Here is a 21,479-nt window from a genome sequence, read left to right as displayed (position 1 = left end):
CGGGCCTGCCCCTGGGGCGTGTTTCGAAAGTCCCGCCTGCCCCCGCCCTTCGGGCGGACGGCGCCACTTTCGAAACCCGCCCTAGACGAGCTCCTCCGCCACGGCGACCGCTTCCGCGAGCGAGTCGACGACGGGGACCCCGACGGCCTCCAGCGACGCCCGGCTGTGCGACCCGCCCGTGTACAGAACGGCCCGCGCCCCCACGTGCGCCGCCGCCCGCGCGTCGTCGGCGGCGTCCCCGATCACCACGATCCGCACCGGATCGACACCGCCGAGCGCCTGAAGGTGGCGGACCATGTGCGCCGACTTCCCCTCCGTCGACGCCCCGACCCGCCCGTCCACCCGCACGAACCGCTCCTCGATACCGTGCCTGCGCACCAGCGGGACCAGCTCGGCATGCGGCGCCAGGGAGAGCAGCGACTGCGTGAACCCGGACGCCTGTCGCGCGGCCAGCAGCTCCGCCGCCCCGATCGTCAGCCCACAGCCCTCGGCCCGCGTCCAGTAGTGCCGGTGGAACACACCGTCCATCAGCTCCCACTCGGCGTCCGTGGGCAGGCGCCCCATCAGCCGTTCGTAGAACTTCGGCACCGGCACCGTGTACAGGTCCCGGTAGCGCGCGAGCGTGATCGGCTCCAGGCCCAGCTCGGCGAAGGCGGCGTTCGTCGCCCCGATGACGGCGTCCGTGTCGTCGAGCAGCGTGCCGTTCCAGTCCCAGACCAGGTGCTTTCCGTGCTTCCCCATGCGAAGACGGTACCGGCACCCGCCGACAGGGCGACGTCCGTCAGCCGAGCAGCCCCGGAATCTCCTGCACGCCGAACCAGAGCAGCTCGTGGTCCTCGGCGCCGTCCACCGTGAACTGCGCGTCGTCGTCACCCTGGTCCGCCGCCCCCAGCGCGTCCGCCGCCGCCGAGACGTCCGTCTCGGCGTCGTCCGCGTCGGCGTGCACGGCCGCCGCCTTCGCCAGCGGTACGGCTCCGGCGATGCGGACCTCGCCCAGCGAGGAGGCGTCCAGACCGCGGTCGGGGTCGACCACGGCCTCCTTGTCCGGTACGTCGACGGCGACGACGATCCGGCGGCGTGCCGCCGAGGGGTCGCCGGCGAGCAGCCGCAGGGACGCGGACGCGGCCCGGCTGAGCGCGGCGTACTCGAGCTCCTCGATGTCGTCGGAGACGTACCACTCGCGCAGTGCCGGGGTGACGGCGTACGCGGTGACCGGTCCGGGGCCGAGCTCGCCCGCCTTGTGCGCCTGTGCGAGACCGGGAAGGGTCAGGGGGACGTACACGCGCATGGCTGGCCGCTTTCGTAGTCGGAAACGCCCTCAGGATACGTGCGGAGTCCCCCTTCGGGGTCTCCGGGCCGCCGCCTCACGGGTCCACCCGAGGCATCCCCCGCCCCCGCTCCGGCAGACCGGGAAGACCGTCCCGTCACTCTGATAGGTGAATCCGCCGCACGGCCTCGCGGGCCGCCACGGAGCCTTGCGGGTGCGCCGAGCACCCCCGTAACAAGATCCCCAACAGAAGTTACCGCCCGGTAGAACCGCCGAGGCCGTACGGAACGGGGACCCGCCCATGGACGCCATCACCACGACGCGCACGCCGCCGCCCCCGTCCCGGCCGGTTCCCTCGCTCACCCCCACCGCCACCACGCGTCCCCGTGCCCCTCGCCCCCGCACCGCGCCCCGCGGCCCGGCCGGCACCGGCCCCCGAGGCTCGGCCGGGTCCCGCCCGGGCACCCGCCCCGGGGCCCCCTCCGCCGTCCGCGTGCCGCCCCGCGCGCTCCCGCCGCACGCCCTCTTCGCCGAGCGCCTGCTCGCCGTCCTCAGCGGCGAACGGCCCGTCCACTGGATGCTCGGGATGACGGTCGGGGAGGCGTACGAACAGCTCGTCCAGCTCGCCCCGGAAACCCCCTTCAGGTCCCTGGGCGCCCGGCCCGTGCTCCGTACCTGCCGCTTCCATCCGCCGAGGACGGGCGCCGTCGAGGTCTGCGCGGTCGTCGCCACCGGCGAACGGATCAGGGCCATGGCCTTCCGCCTGGAGCGCGGCGCCGACCGCCGCTGGCGCTGCGCCGCCGTCGAGCTGGACGGCCTCCACGCGCGCGTGGGGGACCCGTCGCCCGCCCCCGCCGACCGCGCACCGGCCCGGCCGCGCGTGCCCGCCCAGGCCCGTCCCTGACGGGGCGGAAGGGGCGGAGGGCGGACGGGACCGGGGGCAGACGTGAGGGAGGCGGACGTGAGGGGGCGGACGGGGCGGAGGGGGCGGGGCGGACCTGACCGGCCGGACATGCCGGAGGGGCCGGACACCTCACCCGGTGCCCGGCCCCTCCTCCCCGCTGGGGGCTACTTCTTGCGGCGACGCCCGCCGCTGCTCTTCTGCGCCTTGCGACGCTCCGCGCGCGTCAGACCGTCACCGCCGGCGTCCCCGCTGACGAAGTCGCCCTCGACGACACTGCCGTCACCGTCCACCTTGGGCGCGGTGAAGTGCAGCCGGTCCGGCCGCTGCGGGGCGTCGAGCCCCTTGGCACGGATCTCCGGACGCCCGGCGGGCGCCGGCACGGCGTCCTCCTTGGAGAGCGACGGAGCCGCGTCCTTCACCGGGACCTCCTCGACCTGCTGCTCGACCTGGACCTCCAGGTTGAACAGGTAGCCGACGGACTCCTCCTTGATGCCCTCCATCATGGCGGTGAACATGTCGAAGCCCTCGCGCTGGTACTCGACCAGCGGGTCCTTCTGCGCCATGGCGCGCAGGCCGATGCCCTCCTGGAGGTAGTCCATCTCGTAGAGGTGCTCGCGCCACTTGCGGTCGAGCACGGAGAGGACCACGCGGCGCTCCAGCTCACGCATGATGTCCGAGCCGAGCGACTTCTCACGCGCGTCGTACTGCTCGTGGATGTCGTCCTTGACGGACTCGGCGATGAACTCGGCGGTGATGCCCGCGCGGTCGCCGGCCGCCTCCTCCAGCTCGTCCACGGACGCCTTCACCGGGTACAGCTGCTTGAACGCGTTCCACAGCCGGTCGAGGTCCCACTCCTCCGCGAAGCCCTCGGCGGTCTCCTGGCGGATGTAGTCGTCGATCGTGTCGTCCATGAAGTGCTGGATCTGCTCGTGCAGGTCCTCGCCCTCCAGGACGCGGCGGCGCTCGCCGTAGATGACCTCACGCTGCCGGTTGAGGACCTCGTCGTACTTCAGGACGTTCTTACGCGTCTCAAAGTTCTGGGTCTCGACCTGGGACTGCGCGGAGGCGATGGCACGGGTGACCATCTTGTTCTCGATCGGCACGTCGTCCGGCACGTTGGCCATGGCCATCACGCGCTCCACCATCTGGGCCTTGAACAGGCGCATCAGGTCGTCGCCGAGGGAGAGGTAGAAGCGGGACTCGCCCGGGTCGCCCTGACGGCCGGAACGACCGCGCAGCTGGTTGTCGATCCGGCGGGACTCGTGGCGCTCGGTGCCCAGCACGTACAGCCCGCCGAGCTCCTTGACCTCCTCGAACTCCGCCTTCACGGCCGCCTCGGCACGCTCCAGGGCGGCCGGGAGGGCTGCGGCCCACTGCTCGACGTGCTCGACGGGGTCCAGGCCCGCCTGACGCAGCTCGGCCTCCGCCAGGTCGTCGGGGTTGCCGCCGAGCTTGATGTCGGTGCCTCGGCCGGCCATGTTCGTGGCGACGGTGACGGCGCCCTTGCGGCCGGCCTGGGCGACGATCGTGGCCTCACGGTCGTGCTGCTTGGCGTTGAGCACCTCGTGCTGGATGCCGCGCTTGGAGAGCTGCTGGGAGAGGTACTCGGACTTCTCGACCGACGTCGTACCGACGAGGATCGGCTGGCCCTTCTCGTGCTTCTCCGCGATGTCGTCGACCACGGCGGCGAACTTGGCGACCTCGGTCCGGTAGATCAGGTCCGACTGGTCCTTGCGGACCATGGGCTTGTTCGTCGGGATCGGGACGACGCCGAGCTTGTAGATCTGGTGGAACTCGGCCGCCTCGGTCATGGCCGTACCGGTCATGCCGGAGAGCTTGTCGTAGAGGCGGAAGAAGTTCTGCAGGGTGATCGTGGCGAGGGTCTGGTTCTCGTCCTTGATGTCCACCCCTTCCTTCGCCTCGATCGCCTGGTGCATGCCCTCGTTGTAGCGGCGGCCGGCGAGGATACGGCCGGTGTGCTCGTCGACGATCATGACTTCGCCGTCGATGACGACGTAGTCCTTGTCCTTCTTGAACAGTTCCTTGGCCTTGATGGCGTTGTTCAGGTACCCGACGAGCGGGGTGTTCACCGACTCGTAGAGGTTGTCGATGCCCAGCCAGTCCTCGACCTTGGCGACGCCGGCCTCGTGGATGCCGACGGTGCGCTTCTTCTCGTCGACCTCGTAGTCGCCGGTCTCCTCGATGCCCTTCAGCGGGTTGCCCGCCTCGCCCTTGGTGAGGCGGGTGACCAGCTTGGCGAAGTCGCCGTACCACTTGGTGGCCTGGTCGGCCGGGCCGGAGATGATCAGCGGCGTACGGGCCTCGTCGACCAGGATCGAGTCGACCTCGTCGACACAGGCGAAGTTGTGGCCGCGCTGGACGAGCTCGTCCTTGGACCACGCCATGTTGTCGCGGAGGTAGTCGAAGCCGAACTCGTTGTTCGTGCCGTACGTGATGTCGCAGTTGTACTGCTCGCGACGCTGGGCCGGCGTCATGTTGGCCAGGATGCAGCCGATGGTCAGGCCCAGGAACTTGTGGACGCGCCCCATGAGCTCGGAGTCGCGCTCGGCCAGGTAGTCGTTCACCGTGATCAGGTGCACGCCCTTGCCGGACAGCGCGTTCAGGTACGCGGGGAGCGTGCCGACGAGGGTCTTGCCCTCACCGGTCTTCATCTCGGCGACATAGCCGAGGTGCAGGGCGGCACCGCCCATGAGCTGGACGTCGTAGTGGCGCTGGCCGAGTACGCGCTTGGCGGCCTCGCGGACGGTCGCGAAGGCTTCGGGGAGCAGGTCGTCGAGGCTCTCACCGTCGGCGTACCGCTGCTTGTACTCATCGGTGAGCGCCCGCAACTCGGCGTCGGAGAGGTTGACGAAGTCCTCTTCGATGGAGTTGACCTGGTCCGCGATGCGGTGCAGTTTGCGCAGGATCTTGCCTTCGCCTGCACGCATGAGCTTGTTGAAGACGGACACTGAGGCTGGTCTCCTTGCCGGTCGGGCCTGGCACTGGGTCTTGTGATGGACTCGGGCGCGGGCACGGCAGGTGGTCCCCACCGCAACGGCCATCGTAAGCGAGACCGCCGCCGCGCCGGGAGGCCCGAAGGCCGGAGCGTCACCGCCGCCCGGAATGAGAACGCTCGAGACGCGCCGAAGGTGCCGCAGGGTCCGAAAAGTGTTCGCTTCGCAACGCTCCGCTCACCAGAATTCCGTCATGGAGCCGAAGACACTGATCACGGAACGCCTGGCCCTCGGCAGGTTCGCGCCCGAGGACGTCGACGAGGTCCACGCGATCTGCCAGGACCCCGAGATCCAGCGCTGGACGACCGTCCCCTCGCCCTACGGGCGCCAGGACGCCGAGTTCTTCCTGAACCGCGTCGTCCCCGACGGCTGGCGCGACGACACGGAGTACAGCTTCGCCGTACGCCTCCGGGACGGCGGCCCGCTCCTCGCCGCCGTCGCCCTGCACCACCCGCGCTCGGGCACCTGGGAGGTCGGGTTCTGGACCGCCGAGGAGCACCGGGGCCGCGGCTACATGACCGAGGCGGTCCTCGCGCTCGCCGAATGGGCCTTCACGGAGCTGCGCTGCACGCGCCTGGAGTGGCGCGCCGAGGTCGGCAACCAGGGCTCGCGGGCGACCGCGGAGAAGGCCGGTTTCACGGTCGAGGGCGTGCTGCGCGCCGCGCTGCCGAACAACGGAGTGCTGCGGGACGTCTGGGTCGGCGCCCTGCTGCCGTCGGACCTCGGCCTGCCGTGCGCCCTGCCGTACGTGGCGGCGACTTCCCGGACCCCGGGATGAATGTCAGTGCCTGCCTCTAGGGTGCGGATCATGACGACTGCGCCGCCGCCCGTTGCCGAACTGTCCGCGGACGAAGCCCGCCGGATCGCCCTGCGCGCCCAGGGGTTCCTGGGCGCGCCCGACCGCCGCGCCGGGGTGCGGGGCGTGCTGCGGCATCTGGGGCAGGTGCAGCTCGACACGATCTCCGTCCTGGCCCGCTCGCACGAGCTGATCCCCTACGCCCGGCTGGGCGCGGTGGGCCGCAGGACGGTCGAGGACGCGTACTGGACCGAGGGGCACGCCTTCGAGTACTGGTCGCACGCGGCCTGCATCCTGCCGGTCGAGGAGTGGCCGCTCTTCGCGTTCCGGCGCCGTTCCTACCGTGCCCGCCCGCAGTGGCACCACCACCTGCCCGACGGGGCGTACGACGCCGTGATCAAGCAGCTGCGCGCCGAGGGCCCGCAGACCGCGACGGAGCTCGGCGGCGCGAAGAACAAGGGCGAGTGGTGGGACTGGTCCGAGTCGAAGATCGCCGTCGAGCGGGCGCTGATGTACGGCGAGGTGGTCTGCACCGAGCGCCGCGGCTGGAAGCGCGTCTACGACCTCGCCGAGCGGGCGATCCCGGACGCCCTGCTCCAGGCCGACCTGGACGACACGGAGTGTCTGCGGCGGCTGGTGCGGCAGGCGGGCGAGGCCCTGGGCGTGGGCACGCGCTCCGACATCGCCGACTACCACCGGATCAAGGGCGAGGCGTTCGACGCGGTGGTGGAGGCGTCCGGCCTCGTGCCGGTGACGGTGGCGGGCTGGGCCAAGCCGGCCTGGGCGGATCCCGCGGCGCTGGCGACGGAGCCGCGCGGCCGGCACCGGACGACGCTGCTGTCGCCGTTCGACTCGCTGATCTGGGAGCGGCCGCGCACGGAGCGGATCTTCGGCTTCACCCACCGCCTGGAGGCGTACGTACCGAAGCAGAAGCGGGTGCACGGCTACTTCGCCATGCCGCTCCTCGCGGGCGGCAGGCTGGTGGGCCGCGTGGACCCGGCGCGCGACGGCAGGACGCTGGTGGCCAGGCAGCTGTCGCTGGAGTCCCCCAAGGCCGTCGCACCGATGGCGCAGGCGCTGCGGGAGGCGGCCGAGTGGGTCGGCTGCGACTCCGTACGGATCGAGCGGGCGGACCGCCCGGAGCTGATCGCCCCGCTGACGGCCGCGCTCGGCTGATCCGGCGGACGCCTTCCTCCGTCAGCGGATCTCGAGGATCTTCTCCCGCATCGCGTAGACCACGGCCTCCATCCTGGAGTGCAGCTGGAGCTTCTCCAGGATGTTGCGCACGTGGTTCTTCACCGTGTTCTCGGAGATGAACAACTGCTTGGCGATGTCCCGGTTGTTCATCCCGGTCGCGACGAGCTTGAGGACTTCGAGCTCGCGGTCGGTCAGCCGGGGTGCCGGTACCAGTCGGCGTTCGTCCGTGCGCTGGATCATCGACTTGAACTCCGTGAGGAGTTTGGACGCCATCGACGGGCTGATCTGCGACTGGCCGTCGGCCACCGCGCGAATCGCGGTGGCGACCTCGTCGGTGGAGATCTCCTTCAGGAGATAGCCGGTCGCGCCCGCCTTGATCGCGTCGTAGAGATCGGCCTCCTCGTCGCTGATCGTCAACATGATGATCTTCGCGCTGGGGGCCACCTCCTTGATGGAGGTGCATGCCTCGATACCGCCGCGCTTGGGCATCCGGACATCCATCAGCACGATGTCGGGCAGCAGATCGGCCGCCTTGTCGACGGCCTCCGCCCCGTCGCCCGCCTCGCCGACGACCTGAATGTCCTCCTCCTGGGCGAGGACGATCTCCAGGCCACGACGGAAGAGGGCATGGTCGTCGACCACGAGGACCCGGATCGGCTCTTTGCGGGAGTCCCCGCTGTCCGATTCCGATCGCTCGGGGGTGGCCGCGCCATCAGGCTCTCGCCCGCTGTGCACCGGCCCGAAGCTGTCCGCCATCGTTCCTCCCCCTGAAGGCCGTGGCCTGAATTCGTGTTCGGTCCTCCAACCGCTGCTCTCAAAGCACCGGTTGGCGTGCACGCCATGATTTCATGCCCGGCGGACAGTGCGGTGATCCCGTGGTGACCACGGGGGCGCACGGGGGTGCCCCTGGGGGCGCATGGGGCGCTCCAGGGGCACCGTGACGGACAGAGTAGGGGTGGTGCTGGGGCTGTGGGTCAGCCGCCGAGGGCACCACCGGCGCCGCCGCCCTCGGCGAGCGGGTCGCTCTCCAGATGGATGACGCCGTAGTCGTACGCGTGCCGCCGGTAGACGACACTCGGCTGCTTGGTGTCGGAGTCGACGAACAGATAGAAGTCGTGACCGACGAGCTCCATCTCGTAGAGCGCCTGGTCGAGGGTCATGGGGGCGGCCCGGTGCGTCTTCTCGCGGACCACCAGCGGGCCTTCGCCCTGCACTTCGATCGAGCCCATCATCGTGGTGGGCACTCCACCGGACTCCTCGCCCACCAGCTCGCCGTTTCCGTTGAGCTGGGCGACGCCCGGCACCACATCGGCGACCTCGGCGGCCGACAGCCTGCCGTTTCCTCGGCGGGTGTACCGCTTGTCGTGCTGCTTGCGCAGTCGCGCGTCCAGCTTGTCGCTGGCGAGGTCGAGTGCTGCGTACGGGTCGCCTGCCGCCGCTTCTGCCCGGATCACCGGGCCTCGGGAGTGGAGGGTGATCTCTACACGGTCGGACCTGTCGGCCTGCCGCGGGTTGTGCTCCTTGGACACCTCGACGTCGAGGCTGATCACCTTGCCGTCGAGCTTCTGGATTCTCTCCAGCTTCAGCTTCTCGGCCACGTGCTTGCGGAACCGCTCGGGCACCTCGGTCTTGCGGCCCTTGACGACGATGTCCACGCAGAACTCCGTTCCCGGATCGCTCAGAACGGCTCCTCGGCCGTCGAGCTTCTCCCTTTGCACCAGACTCCGGTGAATGCCGGAGCCTCGGACTTGGCGACTTTCACCTCCTCCTCCCCAGCCGGCAAGATCCCCACCCCACCGATCCGAGGTTAATTCGCCCTGAACTCCTGTCCTGTAGGCGCACCCGTGCATTCGCTGAGGCGTAGCATTCGCCATTCCTCACAACCGAACATAGCTCGTTCGGACGGGTGTCGGCACCCGCTACCGCGACATACCCCCGTTCGGGTGTTCTCACCTCTCACCACCTGCAACGATGCAAGCTCTTCGTCAGTTCCGGTTTATTTCGAACGACGCCGGAGAACAAGCGACCACCGCCGCCGGCGCGTGTACGAATCCCCTTTCCGGCGCGCTCCGTTCCATGCCTTCACTCCGTGCCCGAATGAACGGCGGGTGTACGGCACCCAGTGCCCGGGCCGCCTCCGTCAACGAGGCGCCCGTGGTCATCAGATCGTCGACGAGCACCACGCGGCCTCCCTCCATCAGCCGCGCGCCGCCGGCCACCACCTGCAGCGCCCCGGCCAGGTTGGCGAACCGTCCACGGGCGCCGAGCCCCGACTGGTCGGCCACGACGCGGCGCTGGCGCAGCACCGGAATCACCCGGGCGGCCCTCCCCCGATCGCGCAGCCGGCCCGCCGCCGCGAGCGCGATGCGCCGGGTCGGATCGTGGCCACGCGCCCGCACCGAGCGACGTGACGAGGGCACCGGTACAAGGAGAAGGGGGCCCGTCCCGGAGGCGTCACAGCGGCTGGCAGCAGCCTCCACGGCGCCGGCGAGCGCCGACCCGAGAGGTCCGGCGAGACGGAGCGCGCCACGCTCCTTGTGGGCGAGAAGCAGCGAGCGTACGGACCCGGCGTACGGCGCCGAGGCATGGACGACCGGCAGCCCGGCCGGCTCGGGAACGGGCCGCACCCTGCGCGGTCCGGGGCCCGTCAGCTCGTCCGCGCACCGCGGGCACAACTCCGTCCGGGGCCTGCCGCAGCCTCCACAGGCGACCGGCAGCACCAGTCCGGCGATCTCGCGCCACCACCCCCGCATGGCTCCACTGTCCTCCTGCCGGACCCGGGCGGCCACCCCTGTGGACAACGGGGCAACGGGACGACGGGGCGGTGGGCGACGGGGCGCGGCGGCCAGGCGGCCGACCCAACCGGCGGGCGGGCCCGGCCAGGCGGTCACGGCGCCCACGCTCGGGGGCCCGGCCCGGCCACCGGCCCCACCGGCGGCGGGCCCGCCCGGGGCACGGCGTCACGGCCAGGGGCCCACGCCAGAGGCCCGGCCAGGCGGTCACGGGCGGCAGGCCGGGCCCCTCCCGGGCCCGGCCGGGAGGGCCGGGGACGTCCGCGTCCGGTCTCGGCCGGAGGGCCGGGGAACTCCGCGTCCGGTGGCCAGCCTGGATAGACCCGACGAAGCCGCTGGTCAGCCCGGAGAGACCGTACGGAGCCGCTGGTCAGCCCGGGTAGACCGGTGCGGAGCCCGCGACCTTGCCCATCCGCTGCCAGTTCGCGCCCGGCATCAGGCGCACGATGCCGTCGTTGCCCGAGTAGGCGACCACCGGAGCGCGCTCGTCGTTCGGCGCGGCGACGGCCGTCACCCCGTTCAGGCCGGGCAGCACCGAGGCCGTCGAGGTCGCGCCGTCCGTCTGGATGTAGCGGATCTGCTGGACGCCACCCGCCTCCTTGCCGACCATGACGAGCCGGCTCGGACCGGCCCAGGACACGGCGGTGACGTTCTCCATCCGCGGCGCCACGGGCTGCAGATCGGTGACCGACACCGCCTGCTGCGTCCCGCTGCCCTCCCGCTCCACCCGGCCGATCTTCAGGATGGTGCGGCCTTCCTTCTCCTTGAGCAGCAGGGCGATCCGCACACCGTCCGCGGAGACCCTCAGCGATTCGACCCGGGCCCCGTCCGCCAGCCACGGCGCCCGGACCTCGACGGGTTCCCCGGCGCCTCCCGGGACCATCCACAGACGCGGCTTCACGGGGTCGCGGTCCGCGACCCACAGGTCGCCCCGCCCGTCCCAGCTCGGCGCGGACAACCGGTCCTCGGGCCGTGCCGCGCCGCTCGACACCAGCGCGGGAGGCAGCTCGTCGTCGGAGAGGATCGACGCCACGCGCAGCTCGCGCCCGTCCTTGCCGACCCCGGCCGCCCGGCTCTCCTCACGGTCCACCGCGACCGACCGCAGCGGCATCGCGCCCTTGCCGAAGGGCCCGAGCGTCGCGTCCGCCTCCGCGTCCTCCTTGCCACCGACCGGCAGCGTCTTCACCATGCCGTGCTCGTCGACGAAGAACGGGTTCTCCGCCCGGCCCGAGTCGTGGACCGGGGCGAACTCCTCCGCCTGCGCCTTCGACAGCACACAGAGCCGCCCGCCGTCCGAACCCCGCTGGAGCTCCACCTGCTCGACCCGTACTGACGTCAGATCGCCCAGCGTGAAGAGCAACTGAGCCGCCATCCGCCGGCACACCTCCCCGCCCACCCGGTCGGCCTTGGCGTTGAGTGGCACCTTCAGCGTGGACTGGTCGTCCGTGGTCAGCGAGGTGACGCCCTCCTTCAGCTCCGTACCGGAGGGGAAACGCGAATCCACCGCCGGCTTCAGCCAGTTCGTCGGACCTTCGAGCAGCGCCTTGACGGTCTGGGTCACCGGGTCCATCCGGGTCACCGGATCCTGCCGCTGCCGGATGTACACCGGGTCGGCGACGACCCACTCCTGCCCCGAGGCGAAGTAGTACTTGTTGACGGAGCGGTAGTTGCGCTGGAAGTCGGCCTCACTGAGCACGAGCCCCGACGGCAGGTGGTCGATGCGCCACTCCTTGCCCTTGCCGTCCGCGGAGGGCTGCTGCACCACGTGGATGAAGTCCTTGTACTCGGCAGGGCTCATCGGCTGGTACGCGTGGCGGGCGTCCACCGTGGCGATCTGCCGGCCGCGGATCGGATACGACCGCCCCTGGCTCTCCGGGTCCGCGATCCGGTCCGCCTGCTCACGGTCCGGCGCCGTGGTGAGCACGGTGATGCTCTGGCCGGGCTTCCAGGTCCGCGCGGCCTCCTTCGTCAGATACTTCCGTGCCGTGGCGAAACCGGGGTCGTCGCTGGTCATCGCCTCCAGGAAACCGTCGACGATCTCGTCGGGCTCCGCGTTCTCCCGAGGCTGCACGGCGTACACCCGGACCTGCGAGTCGCCCGGGTTGGACGCCTTCACCTGCCGTACGTCCCCGCTGTCGGGCATCGTCGCGCAGCCGGTCGCCAGCACACCGCCGCAGGCGAACAGCACACCCGCCCGCACGGCACCGGACGACCGCTGCCCTCGAGAGTCAGCGCTCACCTGTTCCGTCCTCCCCCTCGGCGTTCGCCGACGCCATCGACTCACCGCTGTCGGCCTCGGCCGACGTCCGCGCGACCACCCGCGCGCCATTGCCCGGCAGGGCCGTCGGATCCACCGTGGCCCGCGGCACCGTGGGCAGCCTCGGCGGCACGGGCAGCGCCGGCCGGTCCCCCGCGGTCTGCACCGGCACGGTCATGCGGCGTGCCCCGCTCTCCTGCGCCCGCTCGGCGGCCGCCGCCTGCTCACGGTTGCGCCGCGAGTCCTCCGGCTCCAGCGGGATCGGGGAGCCGCGCAGGGGCTCGTCCGCCGTCCTCGGCAGGGTGAGCCGGAACTGCGAGCCGCCGCCGGGCTCGCCCCATGCCTGGAGCCAGCCGCCGTGCAGCCGCGCGTCCTCCACCGCGATCGACAGGCCCAGGCCCGTACCGCCGGTGGTGCGCGCGCGTGCGGGGTCGGCCCGCCAGAACCTGTTGAAGACCCGGGTCGCCTCGCCGGGCTTGAGACCCACGCCGTAGTCCCGTACGGCCACGGCGACGGCGCCGCCCGCGGCGGCCAGCCGGACGATCACGTCCCGGCCCTCGCCGTGCTCGACGGCGTTGACGACCAGATTACGCAGCACCCGCTCGACCCGGCGGGCATCCGCCTCGGCCACGACCGGCTGCTCGTCGCCGACGACCACGATCCGGCCGCCCTTGCGCTCGGCGAGCGGCTCCGCGCCACCGATGACCCGCCGGACGACCTGGCGCAGGTCTATCGGCTCGGCCTCCAGCGCCGCGGCACCCGCGTCGAACCGGCTGATCTCCAGCAGATCGGCGAGCAGCGACTCGAAACGGTCCAGCTGGTCGCCGAGCAGCTCGGCGGAGCGCGCGGTGACGGGGTCGAAGTCGACCCGCGCCTCGTGGATGACGTCCGCCGCCATCCGTACCGTCGTCAGCGGTGTCCGCAGCTCGTGCGACACGTCCGAGACGAACCGGCGCTGCATCCGCGAGAGCTCCTCCAGCTGCTGGATCTTGAGCTGGAGGTTCTGCGCCATCTTGTTGAAGGCCTCACCGAGCCGGGCGATGTCGTCCTCGCCGGTGACCTTCATCCGCTCCTGCAGACGACCGGCCGAGAGCCGCTCCGCGATCCCCGCCGCCATCCGGACGGGCGTGACGACCTGCCGGACCACCAGCCAGGCGATGGCTCCGAGCAGCACGACCACGAACAGCCCGGCGGTCGCCAGCGTGCCCTTCACCAGCGCGAGGGAGTCCTCCTCGTGCGTCAGCGGGAAGAGGTAGTACAGCTCGTACTGGGTGCCCTCGGCGTCGTTGAGCCGCTTGCCGATGACGAGCCCGGCCTCGGAGTCCTTGCCGTTGGTGTAGTGGATCCGGGTGTACGTCTGGAAGGTGCCCGCGCCCTGGCCGACGGAGTGCCGCAGTTCGTCGGGGATGCTCGTGGCCGGATCGACCTCGCCGGAGGCACGGGCGCCCCGGCTGGCGGGCCCGTCCGAATCCTCCAGGGACAGCGCGACCACGTTGAACGCGCTCTGGCCGCCACTGGCGAGCTGCTCCACCAGCGTGGAGCGCCAGGTCAGCGAGGCACCGGCGCGCCCGCCGTCCTGCCCTCCGGGCACGTACGGGGTCGTCGCCGCCTTGTCCTGGGCAGCCGAGAAACCACCGGCGGCCTGGCTCTGCGCGGCCTGTTCCTTGGCATCACGCAGACCGTTGCGGACCTGGCCTATGACGACCAGGCCGAGCAGGAGCACCACGCCGAGTGACATCAGCAGGGTGCCCGCGACCACACGGAGCTGGAGGTTGCGCCGCCACAGCCGCACGGCGGGCAGCAGCGGACGGCGCACCCATCGGGCGAGGAGCCGGAGCACCGGTCCACCCGGCGCCCCGTCCTGGAGCAGCCGTCCACCACGGAGCAGACGGCCGAATCGCGAGCCCCCCCGCCTCGGTCCGGCAGTCCGCCCCGACCGGACTCCCGGGTCCCCGGGCTTCGGAGCAGTACTGCCTATGCTCATGTCAGCTCGGCCCCGCCTTGTAGCCGACACCACGGACGGTCACCACGATCTCGGGGCGCTCCGGGTCCTTCTCGACCTTCGAGCGCAGCCGCTGGACGTGCACGTTCACGAGCCGGGTGTCGGCAGCGTGCCGGTAGCCCCAGACCTGCTCCAGCAGGACCTCGCGGGTGAACACCTGCCACGGCTTACGGGCCAGCGCGACCAGCAGATCGAACTCGAGCGGCGTCAGGGCGATGGACTGCCCGTCCCGCTTCACCGAGTGACCGGCCACGTCGATGACCAGATCGCCGATGGCGAGCTGCTCCGGCGCGGGCTCCTCCGACCTCCGCAGCCGCGCCCGGATGCGGGCGACGAGCTCCTTCGGCTTGAACGGCTTGACGATGTAGTCGTCGGCCCCGGACTCGAGTCCCACCACCACGTCGACGGTGTCGCTCTTGGCCGTGAGCATGACGATGGGTACACCGGACTCGGCCCTGATGAGCCGGCACACCTCGATGCCGTCCCTGCCGGGCAGCATCAGGTCCAGCAGCACCAGGTCCGGCTTGGCCTCACGGAATGCGGCGAGCGCCTTGTCGCCGTCCGCTACGAACGACGGCTCGAACCCTTCGCCCCGCAGCACGATGCCGAGCATCTCGGCCAGTGCGGTGTCGTCGTCGACGACAAGAACGCGTCCCTTCATATCGACATCATCCCATTTCCGTATCAGTCCTAAGGCGGCTGGTGAGATACCTCACTGAGCTGCGGTGACGTCCGCGATTGCTCGCCGTTGGCTGCCGGTGTCTGTGGGTGTTGATGTCAGACATGGAAGTCACGCCCGTGGCCCCGTTGTGGTCGCCCAGAACCGTACCCCGAGCGGCTGGCCGCGGCCCATGCCCGGGAGAAGATCTCCTCGGCGGACCGCGCGGGCACCGGCGCCGCTCGACACCCACCGTCGAGCCGCGCTCCGCGCTCCGGGACCGGAGGTCTCGGACCTGTGCGACGCCCCTGGCCCCCAGCAGACCCGATACTCCGCACCCCTCCTCCGCGCCCCGCCTCCACACGGACCTCGGCGAGAAGCTCCAGCGCCACCCGGCCCCGCTCGCGGCCACGGGATCCCCCACCGCTCTGACGAACCGCCGGAGCGCCGCCGACCGGCCGGGGCGGCCCGCGCCGCCCCCGAAGCCGAGACCCCCACCGGAGGCGCGGCGGTGAGCAACGGCGACCACGGCACCGGCCGGGCCCCTCCATAACCCCGTTCGAATCCGGAGCCCCCGCACCCGCTCCGCCCGCCGCCGCGGTTTGTACGGACTGATCAGGCATCCGCCCCCCTCTGCCCTCGGGAGCGCCCACGAGGAAGAAGAGAATGGAGACAGCAGGCCCCGCCCACCGGTGGGCCCCTCGTGGCACGATGGCACCGGCCCGCCGCCCGCACAGGCGATCGGCCACTGAGACCGCGTCGGCTCGCCGAGCCGGCCCCGCGACCATTCCTCGAGGTGGACGACCGTGAACGACACTCCGGGCTGGACCTCGCCCGGATCTGCTCCCTCCGACGGCGAGAACGGAACCGGGGTTCCCCGGCCCGCGACGCCCGGTGACGCGAACGGCTCCGCCCCCCAGTGGTCCAAGGACCAGCCGCCCGCCGGACAGTGGTCCCCGCCGACCACCCCCGTGCCCGGCCAGGCCCCCGCGCCCCGGCCCGGCCAGGGCTGGGGCGGCCCGCCGCACCACGGGAACTGGGGCAAGCCGCCGGCCGCCAAGCCCGGTGTGATCCCGCTGCGCCCCCTGGGCATGGGCGAGATCCTCGACGGCGCCGTCTCCACGATGCGTACCTACTGGCGCACGGTCCTGACCATCACGGTCACCGTCGCCGTGATCTCGCAGGTCGCCGACATCCTCGTCCAGCGGTTCCTGGTCCCGACGCCGCCCGCGGTCGACCCGAACGCCTCCCCCGACGAGGCCATCGCGCAGCTCGGCGAGTCCCTGCAGACCTCGCTGATCGGTTCGATCCCCGCGATCCTCATCCTCCTGATGGCGACGCTGGTGAGCGCCGCGCTCCTCACCGTGGTGATCAGCCGCGCGGTCCTCGGGCGCCCGGTCTCGATCGGCGCGGCCTGGCAGGAGGCCCGCCCGCGACTGCTCCGTCTGCTCGGTCTGACCCTGCTGCTCCCCCTGATGAGCGCGGCGATCGTGTTCGGCGCCATGCTGCCCGGAATCCTCCTCGGCGAGGTGACCGACGGCGCGCTCATCGTCCTCGGTGCCATCGCCGGCGTGGTCGTCGTCGTCTGGCTCATGGTCCGCTTCAGTCTGGCCTCGCCGGCCCTGATGCTGGAGCGACAGGGCGTCCTCCAGTCGATGAAGCGCTCCGCCAAGCTCGTCCAGGGCTCCTGGTGGCGCATCTTCGGCATCACGCTGCTGACACAGCTGCTGCTCTTCATCGTGGGGATGATCATCACGGTCCCCTTCGCCATGCTCGCGCTCGCCGTCGACGGCGAGGGCCTCAGCGGCCTGGCCTCCGGCTCCACCCCCGAGTTCGGCTGGCCGTTCCTGATCATCACCGGCATCGGCGGCGTGATCACCAGCGCGATCACCTACCCGATCTCCGCCGGTGTCACCGTCCTCCTCTACGTGGACCAGCGCATCCGCCGCGAAGCCCTGGACCTCGAACTCGCCCGAGCCGCCGGCGTTCCCGGCTACGGTCCCGCCCCCGGCGAACACGCCACCGGGAGCTGACGGGGTGCACATCACGGGGGGCATGATCACGGCGCGGTGGCCGATCCAGGACGCCGACGACGTACCACTGGACATCCCCCGCGTCCCCGCCCGGGAGGCGGCGGAGCGGGAACTGTCCAAACCGATGTACCACGAGAACGACCCCAGCCTCCTCGAACGCGGCCTCGACCGATTCTGGGAGTGGGTCGGCGACCTCTTCGACTCGGCCTCCGGGGCAACCCCCGGGGGCCTGCTGGGACTTCTCGTGATCGTCGTGGTCGTGCTCGCCCTGGTCGCCGCCCTCTGGTGGCGGCTCGGCACCCCGCAGCGGACCTCTGCCTCGGGGGACTCTCTCTTCGAGGACGGGCCCCGCACCGCCGCCCAGCACCGGACCGCCGCCGCCCGACACGCCTCCGCCGGCCGCTGGAACCAGGCGGTCCAGGAGCGGATGCGCGCCATCGTCCGCTCCCTGGAGGAACGCACCCTCCTCGACCCCCGCCCCGGCCGCACCGCCGACGAGGCCGCCGCCGAGGCGGGCCGCTCCCTGCCGTCCCACACGGACGAACTCCGCGCCGCCGCCCGCTCCTTCGACGACGTCACATACGGCGGTCGCACCGCCGACGAGCCCGCGTACCGTCGCATCGAGGAACTGGACCTGTCCCTGGAGCGGACCAAGCCCGCCCTCGACACCGCAGCCACGGGAGCGCCGACATGAGCCGGCCGCGCACCAGCGCCACCTCGGCCTCCCTCTCGACCCTCCAGATCTGGACCCGGACCCGGGGAGCACTCCTCGTCATCGGCCTGATTCTGATCGGCGGGATCGTCCTGGCGACCGTGCAGTCCTCCGACCACCACGGCCACCTCGACCCCCGCTCCGCCGACCCCAACGGCAGCCGAGCCGTCGCCGAGATCCTCAAGGCCCAGGGCGTCGACATCCAGGTGGCCACCACACTCGACGAGGTCACCACCGCCGCCGGGACCGACAGCACTCTCCTGGTCACCACCCCGGATCTGCTGACCGACCTTCAACAGTCCTCGCTGCGCGAGGCCATGACGAAGTCTCACGGCCGAACCGTTCTCGTCGGCGCGAGCCATCCCTCCCTCGACACCCTGGCCCCCGACGTCACCGTCGCCACCAGCGCCTCGGTGACCACCCGAGAGCCCCAGTGCTCCTTGCCCGCCGCTGTCCGCGCCGGCAGCGTCGACATCGGCGGCGAGCGGTACACCACCGACATCGACACGGCCGACACCTGCTACCTCAGCGGCGGAAAGGCCACCCTGCTCCGCGTCCCGACCGCCGGCGGCGACACGGTGCTCCTCGGCTCCGCGGACTTCCTCACCAACGAAAGGCTCGACGAGCAGGGCAACGCCTCCCTCGCCCTGCAACTCCTCGGCTCCCGTACCCATCTCGTCTGGTACCTCCCCTCCCTCTCCGACACCTCCGCCGCCGAGGACGAGTCCTCCGACAGCGCCGCCGACAGCTTCCTCTCGCTCATCCCCTCGGGCTGGCTCTGGGGCACCCTCCAACTCGCCTTCGCCGCCGCCCTCGCCGCCATCTGGCGAGCCCGACGCCTCGGCCCGCTGGTGACCGAACGTCTTCCCGTGGCCATCCGGGCCTCCGAGGCCACGGAGGGCCGCGCCCGCCTCTACCGCAAGGGCAACGCACGCGACCGCGCGGCCGCCCTGCTGCGCACCGCCACCCGCACCCGGATCGCCCCGCTCCTCGGCGTCGCCACCCAGGACGCCCACTCCCCCGAGACCCTGCTCCCCGCGATCTCCGCCCGCCTCACCGAGGCCGCCGCGGACCCCCGGGACCTTCTCTTCGGCCCGGCTCCCGCCGACGACGCCGCTCTCATCCGCCTGGCAGACCAACTCGACGCCCTCGAAAGAGAGGTACGCACCTCATGAGCGCCCCGACCCCCGAGACCGCCACGAACTCGGACAGCGCCCGCGCCTCCCTGGAGGCTCTGCGCACCGAGATCGCGAAGGCGGTGGTCGGCCAGGACCCCGCCGTCACCGGACTCGTCGTCGCCCTGCTCTGCCGGGGACACGTCCTCCTCGAAGGAGTCCCCGGCGTCGCGAAGACACTGCTCGTCCGCGCGCTCGCAGCCACACTCGAACTGGACACCAAGCGCGTCCAGTTCACCCCGGACCTGATGCCCAGCGACGTCACCGGCTCACTGGTCTACGACGCCCGCACCGCCGAGTTCTCCTTCCAGCCCGGTCCGGTCTTCACCAACCTGCTGCTCGCCGACGAGATCAACCGCACGCCTCCGAAGACACAGTCCTCGCTCCTGGAGGCGATGGAGGAACGCCAGGTCACCGTCGACGGAACGCCTCGCCCGCTGCCCGACCCGTTCATGGTCGCCGCGACCCAGAACCCGGTCGAGTACGAGGGCACCTACCCCCTCCCCGAGGCCCAGCTCGACCGCTTCCTGCTGAAGCTGACCGTCCCGTTGCCCTCCCGAGAGGACGAGGTCAACGTCCTGACCCGGCACGCGAACGGCTTCGACCCCCGCGACCTCAAGGCCGCCGGTGTCCGCCCGGTCGCCGGCCCCGCCGCGCTGGAGGCAGCCCGCGACGCCGTCGCCAAGACCTCCGTCTCCCCCGAGATCGCCGGCTATGTCGTCGATATCTGTCGTGCCACGCGTGAATCCCCCTCACTCACCCTCGGTGTCTCCCCCCGAGGGGCCACCGCCCTGCTCTCCACCGCCCGCGCCTGGGCCTGGCTCACCGGCCGGGACTACGTCACCCCGGACGATGTGAAGGCCCTGGCCCTGCCCACCCTCCGCCATCGCGTCCAACTGCGGCCCGAGGCCGAGATGGAGGGCGTCACCGCCGACTCCGTCATCAACTCGATCCTCGCCCACGTCCCCGTACCCCGCTGAGAACGGCGCCCCATGGCCCTCACCGGACGAACCGCGTTGCTCGCCGCCCTCGGATCGCTGCCCGTGGGCATCCTCGCCCCCAGCTGGACGGGGATGCTCGCGGTGAACGCGCCTCTCTCACTCGCAATTCTGTGCGACTACGCGATGGCCGCGCCAGTGCGAACGCTGCAGTTCACCCGAAGTGGTGACACAACAGTTCGACTGGGTGACGGCGCGGAGGTACAGCTCACGGTCACCAACACCTCGCGGCGGCGCCTGCGCGCCCAACTCCGCGACGCCTGGCCACCGAGCAGCTGGCTCCCGGGCACCGGCCAGGCAGCGTCCCGGCAGAAGCTCACCGTGCCCGCCGGCGAACGCCGCCGGATCACCACGGCCCTGCGCCCGACCCGCCGCGGAGATCGCCACGCGGAGCGCGTCACGGTCCGTTCCTACGGCCCCCTCGGCCTGGCCGCCCGACAGGGCAACCACGACGTCCCCTGGACGGTCCGCGTGCTGCCGCCGTTCAACAGCCGCAAGCACCTGCCCTCACGCCTTGCCCGCCTCCGCGAACTCGACGGCCGCACAAGCGTCCTCACCCGAGGTGACGGCACCGAGTTCGACAGCCTTCGCGAGTACGTCCCCGGTGACGACACCCGCTCCATCGACTGGCGTGCCACGGCCCGCCAGACGACCGTCGCCGTCCGCACCTGGCGGCCCGAGCGCGACCGCCACATCCTGATCGTTCTCGACACCGGCCGCACCTCCGCGGGCCGCGTCGGAGACGTCCCGCGCCTCGACGCCGCAATGGACGCCGCACTTCTCCTCACCGCGCTCGCCTCCCGTGCCGGCGACCGCGTCGACCTCCTGGCCTACGACCGCAGCCTCCGCGCCCAGGTCCAGGGCCGCTCCGCCTCCGACGTGCTGCCCGCCGTGGTCAACGCCCTCGCTCCGCTCGAACCCCAGCTCGTGGAGACCGACGCCCGTTCCCTGGCCGCCACCGCGCTTGCCCGGGCCCCGCGCCGCTCACTGCTGGTCCTCCTCACGAGTCTCGACGCGGCCCCCGTGGAAGAGGGCCTCCTCCCGGTCCTGCCGCAGCTCACCCAGCGCCACACGGTTCTGATCGCTTCCGTCGCCGATCCGCACACGGCCGCCATGGCGGCGAAACGCGGGACCACCGACGGTGTCTACGAGGCCGCGGCCGCCACACAGGCCCAGGCCCAGCGTCGGCGAACGGCTGAACAACTCCGCCACCACGGAGTCACGGTCGTGGACGCCACGCCTGACGAACTCGCCCCGGCACTCGCGGATGCCTACCTCGCGCTGAAGGCGGCCGGCCGGCTCTGAAAACGACTGTGGGCTCCCGAAGGGAGCCCACAGATGGGCCACTGCCCGGGTCCTGAACGCAGAAAAGCCCCGCACCAGAAGGTGCGGGGCTTTCCCACAATGATTGTTCGGCGGCGTCCTACTCTCCCACAGGGTCCCCCCTGCAGTACCATCGGCGCTGAAAGGCTTAGCTTCCGGGTTCGGAATGTAACCGGGCGTTTCCCTAACGCTATGACCACCGAAACACTATGAAGTTGACCAACCGGGCATAATCACGGTCGTTACTTCAGAACTAACACAGTGGACGCGAGCAACTGAGGACAAGCCCTCGGCCTATTAGTACCGGTCAGCTCCACCCATTACTGGGCTTCCACATCCGGCCTATCAACC

General features: G+C 71.4%; 17 protein-coding genes and 2 rRNA genes. 8 read left to right on the top strand and 11 right to left on the bottom strand.

The features are described 5' to 3' along the window. Window positions 1-81: 81 nt before the first annotated feature. Together AB0D99_RS05595 and AB0D99_RS05590 are read right to left on the bottom strand one after the other, a co-directional pair. The gene (locus tag AB0D99_RS05595) at window positions 82-741 is read right to left on the bottom strand and encodes an HAD hydrolase-like protein (RefSeq protein WP_362357258.1); all 660 of its coding nucleotides are present in this window, start codon (window positions 739-741) and stop codon (window positions 82-84) included. A gap of 40 nt (window positions 742-781) precedes the next feature. Beyond that, window positions 782-1,288, bottom strand: coding sequence for a hypothetical protein (locus tag AB0D99_RS05590; RefSeq protein WP_362357256.1), 507 nt, complete (start codon window positions 1,286-1,288; stop codon window positions 782-784). 472 nt (window positions 1,289-1,760) lie between these two features. Here AB0D99_RS05590 and AB0D99_RS05585 point away from each other — a divergent pair, with 472 nt between their 5' ends. Further along, window positions 1,761-2,171: an Rv3235 family protein gene (locus AB0D99_RS05585; protein ID WP_362357677.1), complete on the top strand. Its 411-nt coding sequence runs from the start codon at window positions 1,761-1,763 to the stop codon at window positions 2,169-2,171. A 164-nt stretch (window positions 2,172-2,335) separates the two neighbouring features. Here the strand turns inward: AB0D99_RS05585 and secA are convergent, their stop codons facing one another. Continuing rightward, on the bottom strand, window positions 2,336-5,140 hold the full coding sequence (gene secA, locus AB0D99_RS05580; RefSeq protein WP_362357254.1) for a preprotein translocase subunit SecA: 2,805 nt from the start codon (window positions 5,138-5,140) through the stop codon (window positions 2,336-2,338). Between the two features lie 238 nt (window positions 5,141-5,378). Here secA and AB0D99_RS05575 point away from each other — a divergent pair, with 238 nt between their 5' ends. Together AB0D99_RS05575 and AB0D99_RS05570 are read left to right on the top strand one after the other, a co-directional pair. After that, window positions 5,379-5,963: a GNAT family N-acetyltransferase gene (locus tag AB0D99_RS05575; protein WP_362357252.1), complete on the top strand. Its 585-nt coding sequence runs from the start codon at window positions 5,379-5,381 to the stop codon at window positions 5,961-5,963. A gap of 30 nt (window positions 5,964-5,993) precedes the next feature. Further along, on the top strand, window positions 5,994-7,157 hold the full coding sequence (locus tag AB0D99_RS05570) for a crosslink repair DNA glycosylase YcaQ family protein (protein WP_362357250.1): 1,164 nt from the start codon (window positions 5,994-5,996) through the stop codon (window positions 7,155-7,157). A gap of 21 nt (window positions 7,158-7,178) precedes the next feature. Here AB0D99_RS05570 and AB0D99_RS05565 read toward each other — a convergent pair whose 3' ends face one another. The 6 genes from AB0D99_RS05565 to mtrA form a co-directional block, all read right to left on the bottom strand. After that, complete coding sequence (locus AB0D99_RS05565) at window positions 7,179-7,934, bottom strand: response regulator transcription factor (RefSeq protein WP_362357248.1); 756 nt, start codon at window positions 7,932-7,934, stop codon at window positions 7,179-7,181. A gap of 218 nt (window positions 7,935-8,152) precedes the next feature. Next, window positions 8,153-8,833, bottom strand: a complete 681-nt coding sequence (raiA, locus tag AB0D99_RS05560) for a ribosome-associated translation inhibitor RaiA (protein ID WP_362357246.1) — start codon at window positions 8,831-8,833, stop codon at window positions 8,153-8,155. Between the two features lie 330 nt (window positions 8,834-9,163). After that, the gene (locus tag AB0D99_RS05555; RefSeq protein WP_362357244.1) at window positions 9,164-9,931 is read right to left on the bottom strand and encodes a ComF family protein; all 768 of its coding nucleotides are present in this window, start codon (window positions 9,929-9,931) and stop codon (window positions 9,164-9,166) included. A 409-nt stretch (window positions 9,932-10,340) separates the two neighbouring features. Then, a complete protein-coding gene (locus AB0D99_RS05550; protein WP_362357675.1) occupies window positions 10,341-12,113 on the bottom strand; it encodes an LpqB family beta-propeller domain-containing protein in 1,773 nt (590 codons plus the stop codon). 85 nt (window positions 12,114-12,198) lie between these two features. Beyond that, complete coding sequence (mtrB, locus tag AB0D99_RS05545; protein ID WP_362357242.1) at window positions 12,199-14,211, bottom strand: MtrAB system histidine kinase MtrB; 2,013 nt, start codon at window positions 14,209-14,211, stop codon at window positions 12,199-12,201. Window position 14,212: 1 nt separating this feature from the next. After that, window positions 14,213-14,890 (bottom strand): two-component system response regulator MtrA, encoded by a 678-nt coding sequence (gene mtrA / locus AB0D99_RS05540; RefSeq protein WP_009333493.1) that lies wholly within the window; start codon window positions 14,888-14,890, stop codon window positions 14,213-14,215. An 803-nt stretch (window positions 14,891-15,693) separates the two neighbouring features. Between mtrA and AB0D99_RS05535 the strand changes: the two genes are divergently transcribed. The 5 genes from AB0D99_RS05535 to AB0D99_RS05515 are packed head-to-tail and all read left to right on the top strand — an operon-like array spanning window position 15,694 to window position 21,110. Next, window positions 15,694-16,920 carry a hypothetical protein gene (locus tag AB0D99_RS05535; protein WP_362357239.1) on the top strand — a complete coding sequence of 409 codons (1,227 nt, stop codon included), beginning with the start codon at window positions 15,694-15,696 and terminating at the stop codon, window positions 16,918-16,920. Window positions 16,921-16,924: 4 nt separating this feature from the next. Further along, window positions 16,925-17,614 carry a DUF4129 domain-containing protein gene (locus tag AB0D99_RS05530; RefSeq protein WP_362357237.1) on the top strand — a complete coding sequence of 230 codons (690 nt, stop codon included), beginning with the start codon at window positions 16,925-16,927 and terminating at the stop codon, window positions 17,612-17,614. Continuing rightward, window positions 17,611-18,807, top strand: a complete 1,197-nt coding sequence (locus tag AB0D99_RS05525; RefSeq protein WP_362357235.1) for a DUF4350 domain-containing protein — start codon at window positions 17,611-17,613, stop codon at window positions 18,805-18,807. The genes AB0D99_RS05530 and AB0D99_RS05525 overlap by 4 nt, the downstream gene beginning before the upstream one ends. Beyond that, entirely contained in the window at window positions 18,804-19,787 is a 984-nt protein-coding gene (locus AB0D99_RS05520; protein WP_362357233.1) for a MoxR family ATPase, read from the top strand. The genes AB0D99_RS05525 and AB0D99_RS05520 overlap by 4 nt, the downstream gene beginning before the upstream one ends. Before the next feature lie 12 nt (window positions 19,788-19,799). Next, entirely contained in the window at window positions 19,800-21,110 is a 1,311-nt protein-coding gene (locus tag AB0D99_RS05515; protein WP_362357231.1) for a DUF58 domain-containing protein, read from the top strand. A gap of 105 nt (window positions 21,111-21,215) precedes the next feature. On the opposite strand, the gene rrf is transcribed toward AB0D99_RS05515, so the two are convergent. Together rrf and AB0D99_RS05505 are read right to left on the bottom strand one after the other, a co-directional pair. Then, window positions 21,216-21,332, bottom strand: a 5S ribosomal RNA gene (gene rrf / locus AB0D99_RS05510). 73 nt (window positions 21,333-21,405) lie between these two features. Further along, a 23S ribosomal RNA gene (locus tag AB0D99_RS05505) occupies window positions 21,406-21,479 on the bottom strand; the annotation flags it as partial.

Origin of the sequence: Streptomyces sp. NPDC047971, assembly GCF_040653355.1 — a bacterium.
Classification (GTDB): Bacteria; Actinomycetota; Actinomycetes; order Streptomycetales; family Streptomycetaceae; genus Streptomyces.
This window is presented reverse-complemented; position numbering and strand designations above follow the sequence as displayed.